The following is a 17,356-nucleotide window of genomic DNA, read 5'->3' as shown; positions in this document are numbered from 1 at the left end:
CGTTTTTAGAAAGCGGCCGCACCGAGTGCGCGAACACTCGATGCGGCCTCACCAAAACCCCAGCTGTTAGGAGCTCGGATAATGGCTGATTCCGACAGTAGCATGAGTTCGTTTTTCGTCACCCGGCGGCGCTTGCTGGCGGGCACGGCTACGGCCGCGGCGGCGTGGCCCTTCCAGGTAAAGTCGCGAGCCGCCGAACTGACGGACGGCAGCAGCGCGGCTGATCCTGCTCTTCGTCTGTGTGGCGACTGGCAAAAGATCCATGATGAGACACTGACGCTGTGTCACGAACAGCAGCAGTTGGAGACACACCTCGCCAGGACCGTCGGCTTTCCCTGCGCCGAGGTGCGACTTGCCGATGGTACGAACGTGACGCTCCATTCCATCGAGAGCCTGAACGATGCCTACTCTCCTGAAAATGAAGTCGAATTGGGCAGGGCGCTTGCAGATTTCGCGGCACACCAGGCGCGCTGGGACGCTGCTGATGCTGAGATCGGCTATTCGAGAACAGACGAACTGATCCGGCAATCGGAAACAGCCGAAAGCGCACTTCTGGAGGATCTACCGCAGACAGTGGCCACGTCCATCGAAGGCATTTTGGCCAAGCTCGAGGTCATCCTGCGTGACGGTGAGCACTGGGAACATCCAGACGATTTCCCCTGGCCGCATATCCGATCGGTGTTGGATGACCTCGCCCGCCACACCATAAATATCGATCCGGCGACGATCGCCGGATCGATCGGGTAATCGATAGCTGACGGCTCTTATAGGCGGAGAGGAAGCTGTCTGCCTCAAGGGAAGCCTGATCGATCGCCGGCGTCACGGCCGCTCCGCTGAACGCTTGCTCTGTCAGCCTGAGGGGCGGCCACCGATTCGGCGCGGGCTCTGAAAGGAGATAAGCGGCCAGTTCTGGGCGGTTCGACCCAAAGTTGACTTGGTTGAGCGTGAGGCCGACCATCGTTTCTGGTTTGCCGTGTTCGTTCGCCTCGGCGACGCTTGTAATGGACATGGCCCACTGGGCTCAAGCAATAGCCTCGCCGCCGTGACCGCTGCGTCTCGATGAAGCCCAGTTTTCCGCGCAGTGTGCATCACCCTCATCACGCCTTGTCGCCCTGGTCTTGTGGACGCCACGAAACGGGATTGGAGATCCAGCGACTGATATCGGATTCATGCCAGCCTGCACCGGGGATACTGATCTGAATCTGGCGTGGGAAGGTGCCTTTGGCGATCTTGCGATAGATCGTGGATCGGGACAGACCGGTCCGGGAAAGAACGGTTTTCAGGCGGATGATACGATCTGGTTCAAGCATGGTCGCGCTGCCTTCTGTTGGCTGTTCTTGATTGCTCCTGATCCAGAGAGGACAGACACTTACGGGCGTGCAAGAGGTTTTCCGCCGACGTCGTACCCCGGCCTAGAGACGGCGGCAAATGGGATGGGTTTAGAGTCCAATGCCACGGCCCCGCCCAAGCTCGATACCGTGATTGAAGGCGTTCTAAGTCCGAAACGAAGGCCTGAGACCGAAGAATCCGTGCCCTGAGACAGTCCATACGCGCCCCGAGTCCAGTTTGCCTGGGGTTCCTGGAAGCTTTTCGAACTTTCTGGGTCACTCCACAGCCCAAATTGCGGGTGCTCATGGACAAAGTGGGATACTAGTTTCGGCTTTTCCATGCCTTTGCAGGGATCGACCCCAGTGGCACGTTGCGCCCGATAGCGCGACGGCATGACTTCCAAGTGTGAACGGCAGCTTGGCGCCCAACCCCCGACGCTAGGATCTCTCTCAGTACCGCTCAAAAAGCGCACATTCCGAGTTCTCAGGGGCAGCTCGATCCAGTGGCGGACGTTCGATGTGAGCTTCCTGGCGGTAACGGCCGTCCATGTCGACGGCCAAAGCTAGTGCAGGAACACACTAGACCTGCTGGGGCCTGTGTTCTACTCGCCGCCGATCGGCCGATTGCAGGGCAGAGATGCAGCGTTCCAGCCGTTGAAGCCGCGATTTGCTGGAATGAATGTGGTAGCCGAGCTCGGTAAGCCTTCTTGGCTTGGCAGCCCCTGTCTGGGTAAGTAGCTCAGTTTCCAGTCGGACGATCTGTTCCCTGAGCATTTGGGCTTCGGCCAGCCGCATTTGCCGGATCCAGCTTCGACCTCGCATTCTCCCGGTCCTCCACGCTTTAGTCAAAAGCCCCGGAGGCGCTGCTGCTCTGGTGGGTTCTCGATTGGGCGCTGTTCGGAGTCACGCAATGTCCGTCACCATCGTTGGATATTTTGTGGCTCGCGCGTCCAACCGCGGTTCAAACCTCGACCAATATGCGTCGGCATCTGTGCGCGGCAATCTTTCGATGGGATTTTTTCGCGGCTGGGTTTGGTCAAATTGAGTGACACTCGGAGCCTATGTGCCGACTTAAAAGCGCGATCGGCGAGACGCTCCTTCAGCCGTCTACTGCACGGACGAGGCCCGTAGCAAACCTATCGTTCGCTCGCCCAGCATCGCATGGACGGCAGAGGCGATGATTGAGCCAAGACGCGGTCGGATGCAGCCACTTCGCTGGGCAGAGCCGCTTAACTCTGGTCCACAAACGTTGCGTTTGTGTGGTACAGAACTGCTGTACCATCGTTAAGTGGAATCAAAATCGAACGACCGGGAACCGGGTCATTCGAGGAACAGTTTACATCCCAAATGGTAAAGACGCTCAGCCAGGCTGCATGGAAGAGTGTTATATAAATTAGAGAATTCTAATAGATGCCGTGAATGTGTTTCCTGCCGCCCATGACACCGACGGACTAACATGATTTCTTCTGATCACGAGCTTGATGACGGCTTCAATTCATCCGATCAGGATTTGCAGTCTGTTTCTTCGATTACCGGTGAGTGGACGATTGCGACACAGCGGGGCAGGGCGACCTATTCCCTCATGCCACCCGGGCTGCACACCTTCGAGGCGAGTGAACACGTTGTCTTTGTCGGTCTCGAGGCCGCACCCGTGTGTGCCACACTTGGAGGGGGCAAGGCCGAGCGCTATGACGCGCCGGCAGGAAGCATCATTGTCAAGCCGGCACATCTTGAAGCGCGGCTGCGTCTATCACAGGCGCGGGAGAGCGCCACTATCGTCTACCCGGACGACAGTCTCAAAGAACTGGCCAGGCAGCAATTTGGCCCAGTGGAAACGGAGCTGACGCCTCCGCCCCTGGGCACACGGGACGACAATGCGTTGCGTGTCGCCCAACTGCTCAAGACGGAGCTCACGAAGAAGGAGGGCGCAAACCGCTTCCACGTCGAGCAGCTGATCGCGATCCTGGGCATTCACGTGCTTCACGCATATGCCATACGAACCAGCGGGCCGGAGCAGTTCAAGGGCGGTCTTTCCAGGCAGTCCGCGCAGAAACTGCAGGAGTTCCTGCGAATCAACCTCGCCCGCAAGATATCTGTCGGCGAGCTAGCCGCACTTGCAAAGCTTTCACCGAAGCATTTCACCCAAGCGTTTAGCCGAAGCTTTGGGATGACGCCGCATCGCTACCTTTTGGACCTCCGGCTCGACCACGCCACGCGTCTGTTATCGAACCGAGACATGACCATTGCGGAGGTTGCCTATCTAAGCGGGTTTTCAAGCCAGAGTCATTTGACAGCTGCGATGAGGAAGTTCCGGGGCGCGACCCCGACCCGCTTTCGATCCTCAATCTAGCGTGCGATTTCGGGCATCAGTTAAGGCAATATTAGCGTTACGAAATAATGAGTTGTGATATTCCAGTAACACTCCGGTAGAAGTGTCTAATCAAAACAAAGCGCGTCGGACGTTTTTGTCAAACGTCGTACCTTTTTGAAATACGTCCGGATGTTTCCATGCCCATGTTGGCGCCAGTGTCCTGATTCCTTGGGATGCATTGCATTAAGACTTTCTAATGTAGGGGGATACATGGCTGGGTTGGCCTGCGGCGGGACCATCCATGACCAGAAGGACGGCGGCGACAGTGCCGGCGACCCGAGGCTGAAAGCCGGCCACCTTCATCCTAGGCGCGCATCCTCTCAAGCGCTACCGGGTCCCAAGGGACGGGCGGCGAGGCAAGCAGATAGGCCTATCTTCTCCCAGCTACTGCGCGGTGGCCGGATGACCAAGTGGAAGGGCGAAGCGGCGAGCTACGCCGCTCATATGGCGCAGCCGGCCTCCGCGGCGGCGCGGGCGTTGGCCGCCCCGCTCCTGCCAGCGGTCCTGCTGATGACGCTGGCCACGGGGCCGGCCGCCACCGCCGACAGAAACTGGGATCCCAACGGCACGGCGGCCGGAACTGGCGGCACTGGGACCTGGGACGTGAGCTCCAATCGGTGGAGTCCCAACAGCGACGGCGTCAGTGGTCCTTATACGCCGTGGAGCAACGCCGCTCTCGACAATGCCATCTTCGGCGGCGCCAGCGGAACAATCGCCACAGTGACGCTGGGCGCGCCGATCACCGCGAACAGCCTGACCATCAACACCAACACGACCTATACGGTCACGGGCAGCACGCTGACACTCGCCGGTGCCACCCCGACGATCACCACCAACGGTGTCGCAACCATCAGTTCGATTCTGGCCGGCACTGCGGGACTGACCAAGGCGGGAGCGGGTACCCTGACCCTCACCGGCGCCAATACCTTCGGCGGCGGTATCAATGTGACCGCGGGTAGGTTGAACGTCAGTGGCGATTCGGCGCTCGGCGCCGCCAGCAATGGCATCACCTTGTCGGCGGGCACGATTTTGCAAAGCACTGGCGCGCTCGCCGCTAGCCGCGTTGTTACGCTGCTCTCCGGCACCGCCGCCATTGGAGGAGGTGTCGGCTCTGCGCACATCACCGGCGCCGGCGGCTTTTCCCTGGTCGCACAGACGGTGCTGAGCGATGATACCAATGATTTCACCGGGGCGGTCGCTACCGACAGCTTCAACCTGTACTTCACATCGATCGGCAACCTGGGCGAGGCAAGCGCGCTCGGCGCGGCAACCACGGTGGCCAACGGAACGGTCTTCGTCCGCAATGCCTCCGCCGTCTATACCGGCAGCGGCGATACTTCGAACCGCAGCTGGAACATGGCGCCTAGCACCGGCTCCTCCGCCCTGACAAATCAGGGAACCGGCACGCTGACCGTAACCGGAGACATGACAGCGGGCGGCGGGTTTGCAGCATCTGTCATTCTGAACGCGCAGACGGCGGACCTTGGAGTGCTGGGCGTCATCAGCAGCAACCTTGCAACCCGGCCCTTCATATTCATGGGCGGCGGGACAAACCGCACTATCACATTGGGTGGAGCCAACACCTTTGGTGGTGCCGTCACGATCCAGACCGTTACCGTGAAGGCCAGTTCACTGGCGAACCAGGGGGCCGCCAGCTCGCTGGGTTCAGGCTCAATCATCAACCTCAACACCGGCGTATTGTCCTATACCGGCGCGGGGGCCAGCACCGACCGCATACTGTCGCTCAACGGCGCCAGCGCGATCCTCAATGATGGCACCGGCTCGCTGGCGCTGAGCGGCGCGGCCTCGTTCAATCCAGCCAATCCGGGCGACACCTTCACGCTTGGCGGCAGCTTCGCCGGCGGCAACACCTTTTCGGGCGCGATTTCCGGCAACGGCAATCTGGTCATGAACGGCGCGGCGGGAAACAGCTGGCTGCTCAGCGGCGCCAACACATATGTCGGGTCGACTACCGTCACCAGCGGAACCCTGCGGGCCGGCAGCGCCAACGCGTTCGGCGCGCCCAACGCGGTGGTCGTCAATGGCGGCACGCTGGACCTCAATGGCTTTGATACCACGGCCACGTCGCTCGCCGGCGCGGGCGGCAGCGTGACTCTCAACGGCGCCGATCTGACGATCAACGGCGCCGCCAGCACCAGCTATGCCGGCGTTATCGCCGACGGCGCCACCAGCGGCGGCGGCCTCATCAAGCGCGGCACCGGCACGCTCACGCTGAGCGGGGCAAACACCTATACCGGCGACACCACGGTCAATGGCGGCACCCTGGCGCTGAACTTCGCCGCGCCAGGAGCGCCGACCAGCAACATCATCTCAGGCTCGTCCGGCCTCAACCTGGCCGGCGGCGTGGTCACACTGACCGGCGCAGCGGGCGTGGCAAACAGCCAGACTTTCGACGGTCTGAACGTCAGCGCGGGCAACAACCAGATCGTCGCGACAGCCGGTGTGGGCGGCAGCATGACGCTCAACCTCGGCGCGATCACGCACACCGGCGGCCTGCTCGATTTCAAGCTGCCGACGAGCGGCAGCATCACCACGACCAATGGCGATGGCGCGCTCAGCTGGGCAACCGTCAACGGCACCGACTACGCGCAGGTCAGCGGCGGAGCCATCAACGCCTTCACCGCCTATGCAAACAAGGACAATGCCAGCACCTGGCTGACCGGCGACGTGGTCAGTGACGCGGGCGGGGCGGCCAACACCCCGTTCGCCAACACCGTTGCGGGCAACGTCCAGCTCGGCGGCATCAAATACACCGCCGCGGCCAACTCCATAGTCACCGTCGGCGCCAGCAACACGCTCGGCGTGGACGGCACGATCATTGTCGCCTCCAGCGTCAACAATGCCAGTCAGACCATCACCGGCGGCTCGATCACCGGCGCGACCGGCGGCGGTACGCTGGGCGTGCTCGAAAACAGCACGGGCACCGGTACCTTCACGATCGCGTCGACGATCGTCGACAATGGCGGCGCAACCAGCTTCGCCAAGGGCGGCGCCGGCAAGGTCGCGCTGACCGGCGCGAACAGCTACACCGGGGGCACGACGCTGAGCGGCGGCACGTTGGCCATCGACAGCGTCGCCAATGGCGGCTCTGCGAGCAGCATTGGCGCTTCGGGCGCGGCTTCGGCGAACCTGGTGCTCGAAAGCGGTACGCTGGAATATACCGGCGTCGGTGCGGGCACGACCGACCGCGGCTTTACCCTGGTCAATGGTGGTGCACCGCGGACGATCCAGGTCGACAGCGGCAATCTGAGCTTCGGCGGCGTGGTCGTCGGTTCGGACGATGCCGGATTCAACAAGACCGGCGCCGGCCTGCTGACACTTGGCAATGCCGCCAACACCTATACCGGCATCACGACGATCTCCGCCGGTACGCTGTCGGTCAACACGCTGGCCGATGGCGGTGTGGCGAGCGGTATCGGCGCATCGTCCTCGGATGCCGAGAACCTCGTGATCCAGACCGGCGGAACGCTGCAATATACCGGGGCGACCGCCAGCACCGATCGCGGCTTCACGCTCAACGGAGGCGCGGGTGGCTCGCTCGATGTCACCAATGCGGCAACGACGCTCACCGTCAGCGGCACGGTGGTTGGCGCCGTGCCGTTTCACAAAGCCGGCGCCGGCACTCTGGTTTTTTCGGGCACCAACAGCAACAACGGTCCGACATTCATTGACGGCGGCACGTTGCGCGCCGGATCGACCCAGGCCTTTGGTGGTCCCAATGCCATGAATTTGGCGGATGTCGCCGGCGTCACGCTCGACCTGAACGGTTTCAACAACAAGGTCGGCGGGTTGTCGGGAGGCGGCGCGAATGGCGGTACCGTTCGCCTCGGCGGAGCGACCCTGACGGTCGGCGGCACGACCGTCAGCTTCAGCGGCGCCATCACCGGGGCCGGCGGCCTCACCAAGGACAATAGCAGCACCCAGACGTTTGTCGGCTGCAACAACACCTATACCGGCGCGACGAACATCATCGGCGGTACGCTCAGCGTGGATTGCCTTGCCAATGGCGGCCAGGCAAGCGGCATCGGCGCTTCGACCAGCGCCTCCGCCAACCTTGGCCTGAATGGCGGCGTCCTTGCCTATACCGGCGGCAGCATCAGCATCGACCGCGGCATCACACTTGCCACTACCGGTGGGGCCATCAACGTGGTGAATGCCGCCACCGTGCTCGGCGTGAGCGGCCCGATCGTCGGTGCCGGCGCCTTCCGGAAGGACGGCGCAGGCACGCTCGTCCTGTCCGGTAACAACACCTATACCGGCATCACGACAGTCACAGGTGGCATCCTGCGCGCCGGCTCCAGCAGCGCCATCGGAGCGGGTGGATTCGGCCTGAACAACACCGCCGGTGTCGCACTCGATCTCAACAATTTCAGCACCTCCATCTCCTATCTGAATGGCGGTGGCGCCATAGGCGGCAATGTCACGCTTGGCACGGCGACGCTGACGATCGCCTCGAACGTCAGCGCGGCCGGTTTTGCCGGCGCGATCAGCGGCAGCGGCGGGATCATCAAGGGCGGAACCGTCACCCAGGCGCTCAGCGGCTGCGCGAGCTCCTATACCGGCAGCACCACTGTCAGAGGCGGCGTGCTGCAGGTCTCGTGCCTGGCCAATGGCGGCGTCAACAGCGCGATCGGCGCATCGAGCAGTGCTGCGGCCAACCTCGTCCTCACCGGCGGCACCCTGCAATATGTCGGCACGGGCGACAGCACCGATCGCCTGTTCACGCTCGGCGCCTCGGCCGGCAGCCGGCTCGAATCCTCCGGCACCGGCGCGATCGCCTTCACCAATACCGGAGCGATCGCATTCTCGGCTCTCGGCACGAGCCAGACGCTGGCGCTCGGCGGCACCAACACCGGCAACAACAGCCTTGCCGCACAGATCACCAACAACGGCGCCGGCGTGACCTCGCTGACCAAGGACGGCGCCGGCACCTGGATCCTCAACAATCAAAACAGCAGCTACGCCGGCATCACCACGATCAATGGCGGTGTGCTCGGCGTCAGCAAGCTGGCGAATGGCGGCCAGGCAAGCAGCATCGGCGCCTCGTCCAACGCGGCGGCCAATCTGGTGATCGGCAACGGCTCGACGTTGCGCTACACCGGTAGCGGCGACACGACTGACCGGCTGTTCACGCTCTCGGCCGGCACCAGCTTCATCGAATCCTCAGGCACGGGCGCCGTCGTCTTCAGCAACACGGCCGCGGTTACCTATTCCGGCAGCGGCCCGCGCACCATCGCGCTCGGCGGCACCAATACCGCGCTCAACATCATGGGCGGGGCGATCGCCGACGGCGCCGGCGGTGCAACCACGCTGGCCAAGAACGATGCCGGCACCTGGGCGCTCACCGGCAACAACACTTTCACCGGCAACACCGTCATCAACAACGGCAATCTGATGATCGGCAATGGCGGCACCACCGGCAACGCCGGCGCCGGCAACGTGATCGTCAATGCTGCCACCTCAACCTTGTCGTTCAACCGCAGCGACACGTTCAATTTCACCGGCCTTCTCAGCGGCCCAGGCACGATCGCGCAAATCGGGACGGGCGCGACCGTGCTGACGCAAGCCGGCAACGATATCGGCGCCACGCGCATTGACGCGGGTGTCCTGCAGGTCAACGGCGGCCTCACCACACCGACGATCGCCTTGAACGGTACCGGCACGCTCACCGTCAACGGCACGGTCGGAGCCGCCGCCGGTGGCTTCTCAACTCTTGCCGGCGATGGCGGCGCAAGCACCATCACCATCGCGGCGGGCGGCACGTTGCGCGGCAATGGCAATCTTGGCGCCGGCAACGACACGGTCAACGTAAGCGGCACGCTCAACACAGGCGCCGCACAGCTCAATCTCGGCGCCGGCAACGACACGCTGGTGCTCAATGACACCGCCGTCATCAGTGGCGCGGGCGTTGACGCGGGTACCGGTGGCGAGACTGGCGTCGGAGACACACTGCAAGTGGTCGCCGCCGCGGGACGCACGCTGGACGCCGCCAATGTCAGCAATTTCGAGAGCCTCTCCAAGCAAGGCGCCGGCGCGCTGACGCTGACCGGGAACCACGGCTACAGTGCCGGCACGACTATACAGTCCGGGACGCTGCAAATCGGCAACGGCGCGACGGCCGGGGCGCTCGCGACGCCAGCCGTTACGAACAACGGCGTGCTCGCCTTCAACCTCAACAGCGATTACATCTTTGCCGGCGCGATCTCGGGCAGCGGCACGGTCAACAAGCTCGGCAGCGGCGTTACGACGCTCACTGGCACCAACAGCTATAGCGGCGCGACCAACGTCAATGCCGGCACCCTGCTCGTCAACGGCAACCAGTCGGGCGCGGCCGGGCAGATTTCGGTCGCCGGCGGCGCGACGCTTGGCGGCACAGGCATCATCGGCGGCAGCGTCACGGTCGCCGACGGCGGCACGTTGAGCGCCGGTGGAGCAGGCAGCATGCCCGGCACGCTGACCATCAACGGCAATCTCGCCCTCGGCAATTCCAACCTCAACGTCGATTTCGGCCAGGCCAATGTGCCTGGCGGCGCGCTCAACGACCTGATCAACGTCGGCGGCAATCTCACCCTCGACGGTACACTCAACATTACGAAGACATCGGGCGGCAGCTTCGGCCCCGGGATCTATCGCGTGTTCAACTATGGCGGCTCGCTGATCGACAACGGCCTCAACGTCACCGATCCGAACTATTTCGTGCAGACGTCGGTCGCCAACCAGGTCAATTTGGTCAACTCGGCGGGCCTGACGCTGAGCTACTGGGACGGCGACGCCGGTCCGCATTCCAACGGTGCCGTCAATGGCGGCAACGGCACCTGGCGTGCTGCCGGCGACCAGAACTGGACGGATTCGACCGGACTTTTCGCCGCTCCCTTTGCCAATGGCAGCTTCGCCATCTTCCAGGGTACGGCTGGGACGGTGACGGTGGACGGCACGAATGGCCCGGTTTTGGCTGCCGGCATGCAATTCGCGATCGGCGGCTACCGGGTGCAGGGCGCGGACGTAGGGCTTATTGGGCTGCAGTCGATCATCCGCGTTGGCGACGGCTCGGCGGCGAGCGCGGGCTATACGGCAACCATCGCCTCGAACCTCACGGGGGCCGGGCAACTGGTCAAAACCGACGCCGGCACGCTGGTTTTGGCAGGCACCAACACCTATACCGGCGGCACCGCGATCAATGGCGGCACCGTGCAGATCTCCTCCGACAGCAATCTCGGCGGCTTCCCCGGCGTTCTTTCGCTTGACGGCGGCACGCTGCACACTACCGCCGGTATCGCTTCCGGGCGCTTCGTGACGCTCAACGCCGGCGGCGGCACTTTCGATATCGACGGCGCGACCAACCTGGCGCTCGGCGGCACCATCGCGGGTGTTGGCGCGTTGACCAAACAAGGCGACGGCACACTCATCCTGGCAGGCACCAACACCTATCAGGGAGGCACGTTCATCAAAGGGGGCACGGTCCTGATCACGGCCGACGCCAATCTTGGCAGTGCGGCGGGCAAGGTCACTTTCGATGGTGGCACGCTGCACGTGAGCAGCCTGTCCAACGTGACTTCCGGACGCAACGCGACCCTTGAAGCGGGCGGCGGCACATTCGAGATTGACAATACGCTTGCATGGAATGGAACCATCGACGGCGCGGGCGGGCTGACAAAAACCGGCACGGGAGCGCTGTTCCTCGGTGCCGACAACACCTACACCGGCGGCACGACCATTGCGGGCGGCGTCCTGGCTTTGGGCACTGGCGGCACGACGGGTGCGGTTCTCGGCGATGTGGTCGACGACGGCACGCTCAGCTTCAATCGCTCCAACCTTTATACATTCGACGGCACGATCTCCGGCAGCGGCAGCGTTACCCAGGCCGGAACGGGGACCACCGTGCTCACGGCCGAGAATAGCTATTCCGGCTTCACCATCATCAACGGTGGCGGTGGGCTCTACATCAATGGAGACCAGACTGCCGCGAGCGGACAGACCATCGTCGCCGCGGGTACGCTTGGCGGCACGGGCGTTGTCGGCGGTGACGTCCTTGTTGACGTGGCAGGCAGACTGGCTCCTGGCGGCCTTGGCGCCACGCCCGGCACGCTCACGATCAATGGCAGTCTTGATCTGGCCTCCGGGTCGAACCTCGACTATTCGTTCGGCCAGGCGGGCGTGGTCGGCGGCGCTTACAACGATCTGACCGTCGTGCATGGCAATCTGACGCTCGATGGCACCATCAATGTCACGGAAGCCCCGGGCGGCAATTTCGGGCCGGGCATCTATCGCGTCATCAGCTATGACGGCGCGCTTGCCGACAACGGGCTGGACACAACATCGGCCAACCACGTGGTGCAGACGTCGGTCGCGGGCCAGGTCAACCTCGTCGACATCAGCGGCCAGACCCTCAATTTCTGGGATGGCGACGCCGGTCCAAAAAGCAATGACGTTGTCAACGGAGGAAACGGAACCTGGCGGGCCGCTGGAGACGACAACTGGACCGGTTCGGATGGCAACCTGAACGCGGCCTTCACCAATGGCAGCTTTGCCATCTTTGCCGGCGCAGCCGGTATGGTCAGCGTCGACAACACCAATGGCCAGGTGCAGGCCGTGGGCATGCAGTTCGCGACCGGCGGGTATGTGGTCCAGGGACAGGACATCGAATTGCTCGGGCCGCAGTCGACCATCCGGGTCGGCGACGGCACGCTGGTCGGGGCAGGCTTCAGCGGAACCATCGCATCGAACCTCACAGGTGCGACTCAACTGGTGAAGACGGATCTTGGAACGCTGGTGCTTACCGGCACCAACAGCTACACCGGCGGCACGGCCATCAAGGGCGGCACGCTGCAGGTTTCGGCGGATGCCAATCTGGGCGATACCTCTGGCGGCTTGAGCCTGGACGATGGCGCAACGCTGCAGACCACCGCGGCCTTCACCTCGGCGCGTGACGTCACTCTCAATTCGGGTGTCGGCACTTTCCAGACCGATGCGGATCTCATCCTTTCGGGCCCGCTCACCGGCGCTGGCGGTTTTAACAAGACGGGCGCCGGAGCACTCACCCTGACCGGCTCCAACAGCTATGCCGGGTCGACCATGGTCACGGCCGGCGGCCTCTATGTCGATGGCGACAACGGTGGTGCGACGGGCGCGGTCTCGGTTGCGAGCGGCGCGACCATCGGCGGCAAGGGCGCGATCGGCGGCGATATCACGGTCGCCGACGGGGCGACCCTGTCACCCGGCTCGGCCGACGACACCCCAGGCACGCTGGCGATCGCTGGGAATCTCAATCTCTCCAGCGGCTCGATCCTCAACTATTCCTTCGGCGAGGCGAACGTCGTCGGTGGGGCGCTCAATGACCTGACGACAGTGGGCGGCAACCTCGTCCTCGACGGCACGCTCAACGTCACCACGAGCGCAGGCGGAACCTTCGGGCCAGGCGTCTACCGTGTCTTCAGCTATGACGGCACTCTCACCAACAACGGCCTCGCCGTGGGCACGATCCCGTCGACGGGTTATTCGATCCAGACATCGATCGATCACCAAGTGAACCTCGTCAACACCGAAGGCCTGACCTTCAACTACTGGGATGGCGCTGCCGGCCCCAAGAACAACGGCGTGATCAATGGCGGCGACGGCGTCTGGCAGGCTTCGGCCGGCAATGACAACTGGGCCAATGAGACGGGCACCATCAATGCCCCTTACGCCGACGCTTCCTTCGCCATCTTTGCCGGCCAGGCCGGCACGGTGATGGTGGATGAAGGCTTGGGCCACGTAACTGCCTCTGGCATGCAGTTCATGACCGATGGCTATAGTGTCCAGGGCAATGCCATCGAGCTCACCGGACCATCCAGCAGCATCGTCGTCGGCGACGGTACTGCGGCGGGCGCCGGCATGACGGCCACGATCGCCTCCGTTCTTTCGGGCGACGCGCAGCTTGTCAAATCCGACCGCGGCACGCTGGTGCTGACCGGCACCAACACCTACACCGGCGGCACGGCGATCAATGGCGGCACGCTGCAGGTTGCTGCCGATGCCAATCTTGGCGACGCCGCCGGCGGGCTCAGCCTCGACGGCGGCACGCTCAGCGCGACCAACAGTTTTGCTACCTCTCGTGCGCTGAATGTGATGAGCTCCGGCACCGTCTCGACCGCCGCCGCCACGACCTTGACGCTGAACGGCGCGCTGACCGGGTCGGGTGCATTCACCAAAGCCAGCGATGGAACCCTTGTGCTGGCCTCAGGCGACTCCGCTTTCGCCGGTGCAACTGGCGTGCAGCAGGGCACCTTGGCGGCCGGTACCGTCGACGCGCTTGGCGCCGCGTCGGCATACACGGTTGCCTCAGGTGCAACGCTCGACCTCGCCGGCTTTAACCAAACCGTGGCTTCGCTCGGCAACGCAGGCTCGGTGCGGCTGGGCACCGCGCCCGGCACGACGCTGACGATCAATGGCGATTACACCGGCAATGGCGGAACCATCTTCCTCAATGCCGCGCTCGATGGCGATGCCTCGACCACCGACAAGGTCGTCATCCATGGTAGCACCTCCGGCACCGGCATTTTTGCGGTAGGTAATGTCGGCGGAGCGGGGGCGCAGACCATCGAGGGCGTCAAGATCGTCGATATCGACGGAACCTCGGCCGGCACCTTCTCGCTGGCTGGCGACTATGTCTTCCAGGGCGACCAGGCCGTGGTCAGCGGCGCCTATGCCTACCGGCTCTACAAGAACGGTGTCAGTACGCCGGCGGACGGTGACTGGTATCTGCGTTCGGCGCTGATCAATGGATCGCCGAACCCACTCTATTCGCCGGCCGTACCGATCTATGAGGCCTATGCGGGCGTCCTGCAGAGTCTCAACGAACTGGACACCCTGCAGCAGCGCCTCGGCAACCGGTCTTGGGTGGGCGCTGCTCAAGGCGCCGACGAGATCGGGTCCGTTCCGTCGCAGAACGCGATCTGGGCTCGCATCGAGGGCGCCCACACGCGGCAAAGTCCCGAGAGCGCCACGACCGTGTCGGACTACGACGTGACGACATGGAAACTGGAGACGGGGGTCGATGGTCTCCTCTACGAAGATGCCACCGGCATCCTGCTCGGCGGTGTCTCTTTCCACTATGGCACGGCTTCCTCCGACATCTCGTCGATCTATGGCGTCGGCTCGATCGACGCCAAAGGCTATGGCTTCGCCGGCACGCTGACCTGGTATGGCGACAACGGCTTCTACACCGACGGCCAGGCCCAGGTAACGTGGTATGACAGCGACCTGAAGTCCACCACCCTGGGCAGCGAGCTCGCGAAGGGCAATAATGGCTTCGGCTATGCTGTGAGCATCGAAGCCGGCCAGAAGTTCGCGCTCGGGGCCAAATGGACGCTGACGCCGCAGGCTCAGCTCTCCTATTCTTCGGTCCGCTTCGACAGCTTCACCGATCCGTTCGACGCAGCGGTGTCGCTGAGCCGCAGTGAGGCGCTGATCGGCCGTGCCGGCCTGTCGCTCGACTATGAGGACGCCTGGACCGGCGCCCAGGGCAAGGTCAGCCGCTCGCATTTCTACGGCATTGCCAATCTCTATTACGACTTCCTCGACGGCAATGACGTGGATGTCTCCGGCACCGCGCTTCACGAGCACGACCAGCCGCTGTGGGGCGGTGTCGGTCTCGGCGGATCGCTCTCCTGGGCCGACGATCGCTACACGGTCTTCGGGGAAGCCTTCGCAAAGTCGAGCCTGAAGGAATTCGGCGACAGCCGCTCCATCGGCGCGAAGCTCGGCCTCAGCGTCAAGTGGTAGTCAGCAGGTTGACGGCTGACAAAGACAATGAGCCCTGATTCGAGTGCGCCGGGCTGGACAGGAATGGATGAAGATATGACCCGTAAGAGCTGGGGTAGAAGCCTCCTCCTGGTGGCCACCGCGCTGCTCATCATGGGCTTTGCGATTTCGGCATTTGCTCAAGAGAAGACAGGCCTTCCAGGCGGTGCTACTTCGCTCCAGGAGAGCTACCAGGACTGGAACCTAACCTGTCAAAGCGGGGCACCACAAATAGCGTGCGCTGTCTCCCAGCAACAAACGCAGCAGAACGGGCAGCGGGTGATGGCTGTCGAGCTTAGGCGAAACAGCGACGGCACGCTCGCCGGCAATCTCGTTCTTCCGTTTGGCCTCCTGCTCGACGCCGGTGCCACACTGCAGATTGACGACAGCCAGCCGCTGGCGGCGCTGCGCCTCTCCACCTGCCTGCCGGCCGGCTGCATCGTGCCGCTCAGCCTCGGGGAAGAAACAGTCGCAGCTTTGCGGGCCGGTTCGGTGCTCAAGATAAAGGTCAGAAGCGCAGATCAGAAGGAGGTGGTCCTGCCCGTGTCGTTGAAAGGACTTGCACCTGCTCTGGACAGGCTTGGCGTCCTCGCTGGAGCGTGACAATTCCTGCCGGAGCGCGTTTCTTAGCGAAAAGCCGATGCTTGCCACCGGTTCAAGTAGCACTGTGCTGGGTCGTAATGCAGGGGTAGGCTAGTGACTGACAATAAAGCCGTCGGTCCGCTGCCGGTCTCAACGCGGACGTCAACGGTTCTACAATTGGCCATCGACTGGGGTTCTTGGAAGCTTTTCGAACTTTCTGCCTTGCGCCTCCGGCCGAATTGCGTGGGCTTACTCAGGACGTTGGGGCGGCTGAACTAGCTGCGGTGCAAACTTGATCGAGATGCTCATCTGGGGTTCGAGCCGGTAGACCGTATCGCCGACGTTCAGCATGGGGGCAAAAATCTTTCTCGCGGTGACTAGCCCGGCTACTTGAAACTGGAGCTTTTGTCGCGTGCGCTGAGTCGGGTTGCCAATGAAATGGCTGCTCTTGAAGATCCCCAGCCCGAGGCTGCCGGCCCGCTCCGGCCGTGCTGGCTCTTCACGTCCGAAGAGGCAGCGATGCCAACCGCCGTTGCCATGGCGGGGACGATCCAGTGCGTCGTCATCGGGCCGCTCCGGCGTCAACGCCAGTGGATCCGCCAGTCCTGATCAACGGAGGTCCGATAGGAGGGTCCCTTCTTCGATAGCGTTGAAGGGCGTGATCCGGCGACCTAAAGCGCGTTGCGTTGAAGCGGATTTATGCGACGCACTTTAGGTTCTTTTTTCTATTTGCATGTCGTCCTCTGATAACCGAGGTCAATTTTTAGGCGACATGCATTACGCGCGTCCTAGTTGTGGCCGCCGAGTGTGTTCACGGTCGCGCAGAACGCGGTGAATGGCTGCATTACCTCACCCGCGCACTCACCCTTCATCTGTGCCTGCTTTTCGGCCGGCATGGAAAAAAAGACGCGCTCAAAATCAACCCGGGGCTTCATGGTTTTCATGCTGGAGTCGGTGAAGAACGGCATCATCGTGTCCGGCTCATCCAATGCCCCGGCCAGAGCATGGCCACCAAAAATCGAAAGACTGAATGTTGCAGCGAGACAGATAGCTTTGATGTTCATAAGAAATTTCCTCTCGTGTTAAACGGTTGCCCCAACGACAATCACGTTGGAATTCACAGGGTAGCATCTTCCCGGCTACAGTATTTCCGATGGGCACGGTCTTTTCTGCCTGAACGATGCTTGTGAGGGGGCAACTCGAAGCTGGTTTGGGAACATCAAGACAGAATGACTCCGCCGCCTATGACCTGTTGAACACGCAGCATCAACTTCCT

General features: G+C 62.8%; 8 protein-coding genes. 5 read left to right on the top strand and 3 right to left on the bottom strand.

Annotated features, from left to right (window positions below):
• Positions 1-81 precede the first annotated feature (81 nt).
• Positions 82-747 (top strand): hypothetical protein, encoded by a 666-nt coding sequence (locus NP503_RS21400; RefSeq protein ID WP_127272212.1) that lies wholly within the window; start codon positions 82-84, stop codon positions 745-747.
• Between the two features lie 350 nt (positions 748-1,097).
• Here NP503_RS21400 and NP503_RS21395 read toward each other — a convergent pair whose 3' ends face one another.
• On the bottom strand, positions 1,098-1,310 hold the full coding sequence (locus tag NP503_RS21395; protein ID WP_127269046.1) for an AlpA family transcriptional regulator: 213 nt from the start codon (positions 1,308-1,310) through the stop codon (positions 1,098-1,100).
• Positions 1,311-2,238: 928 nt separating this feature from the next.
• Here NP503_RS21395 and NP503_RS21390 point away from each other — a divergent pair.
• The 4 genes from NP503_RS21390 to NP503_RS21375 all read left to right on the top strand — a co-directional run bounded on the left by NP503_RS21390 (position 2,239) and on the right by NP503_RS21375 (position 16,101).
• Entirely contained in the window at positions 2,239-2,373 is a 135-nt protein-coding gene (locus NP503_RS21390; protein ID WP_256754990.1) for a hypothetical protein, read from the top strand.
• A gap of 411 nt (positions 2,374-2,784) precedes the next feature.
• Positions 2,785-3,678 (top strand): helix-turn-helix domain-containing protein, encoded by an 894-nt coding sequence (locus NP503_RS21385; RefSeq protein WP_127269045.1) that lies wholly within the window; start codon positions 2,785-2,787, stop codon positions 3,676-3,678.
• Positions 3,679-4,101: 423 nt separating this feature from the next.
• The gene (locus NP503_RS21380) at positions 4,102-15,480 is read left to right on the top strand and encodes an autotransporter-associated beta strand repeat-containing protein (protein WP_236383342.1); all 11,379 of its coding nucleotides are present in this window, start codon (positions 4,102-4,104) and stop codon (positions 15,478-15,480) included.
• Positions 15,481-15,555: 75 nt separating this feature from the next.
• Positions 15,556-16,101 carry an invasion associated locus B family protein gene (locus tag NP503_RS21375; protein ID WP_236383341.1) on the top strand — a complete coding sequence of 182 codons (546 nt, stop codon included), beginning with the start codon at positions 15,556-15,558 and terminating at the stop codon, positions 16,099-16,101.
• Between the two features lie 228 nt (positions 16,102-16,329).
• Here NP503_RS21375 and NP503_RS21370 read toward each other — a convergent pair whose 3' ends face one another.
• Both NP503_RS21370 and NP503_RS21365 read right to left on the bottom strand, forming a co-directional pair.
• Entirely contained in the window at positions 16,330-16,665 is a 336-nt protein-coding gene (locus NP503_RS21370) for a hypothetical protein (RefSeq protein WP_127268392.1), read from the bottom strand.
• Between the two features lie 203 nt (positions 16,666-16,868).
• Complete coding sequence (locus NP503_RS21365) at positions 16,869-17,144, bottom strand: hypothetical protein (protein WP_127270657.1); 276 nt, start codon at positions 17,142-17,144, stop codon at positions 16,869-16,871.
• Between the last annotated feature and the right edge of the window lie 212 nt (positions 17,145-17,356).

The sequence above is a fragment of the Mesorhizobium sp. SEMIA396 genome (assembly GCF_024518615.1).
Lineage (GTDB): Bacteria > Pseudomonadota > Alphaproteobacteria > Rhizobiales > Rhizobiaceae > Mesorhizobium.
The sequence above is the reverse complement of the archived record's forward strand: the minus strand, read 5'-3'. Positions and strand labels throughout refer to the sequence as shown.

Bases quoted from the DNA above. Each gene is read 5' to 3' on its own strand.
- NP503_RS21400 (WP_127272212.1), top strand. From the start codon at position 82: ATGGCTGATTCCGACAGTAGCATGAGTTCGTTTTTCGTCACCCGGCGG.
- NP503_RS21395 (WP_127269046.1), bottom strand. From the start codon at position 1,310: ATGCTTGAACCAGATCGTATCATCCGCCTGAAAACCGTTCTTTCCCGG.
- NP503_RS21390 (WP_256754990.1), top strand. From the start codon at position 2,239: ATGTCCGTCACCATCGTTGGATATTTTGTGGCTCGCGCGTCCAACCGC.
- NP503_RS21385 (WP_127269045.1), top strand. From the start codon at position 2,785: ATGATTTCTTCTGATCACGAGCTTGATGACGGCTTCAATTCATCCGAT.
- NP503_RS21380 (WP_236383342.1), top strand. From the start codon at position 4,102: ATGACCAAGTGGAAGGGCGAAGCGGCGAGCTACGCCGCTCATATGGCG.
- NP503_RS21375 (WP_236383341.1), top strand. From the start codon at position 15,556: ATGACCCGTAAGAGCTGGGGTAGAAGCCTCCTCCTGGTGGCCACCGCG.
- NP503_RS21365 (WP_127270657.1), bottom strand. From the start codon at position 17,144: ATGAACATCAAAGCTATCTGTCTCGCTGCAACATTCAGTCTTTCGATT.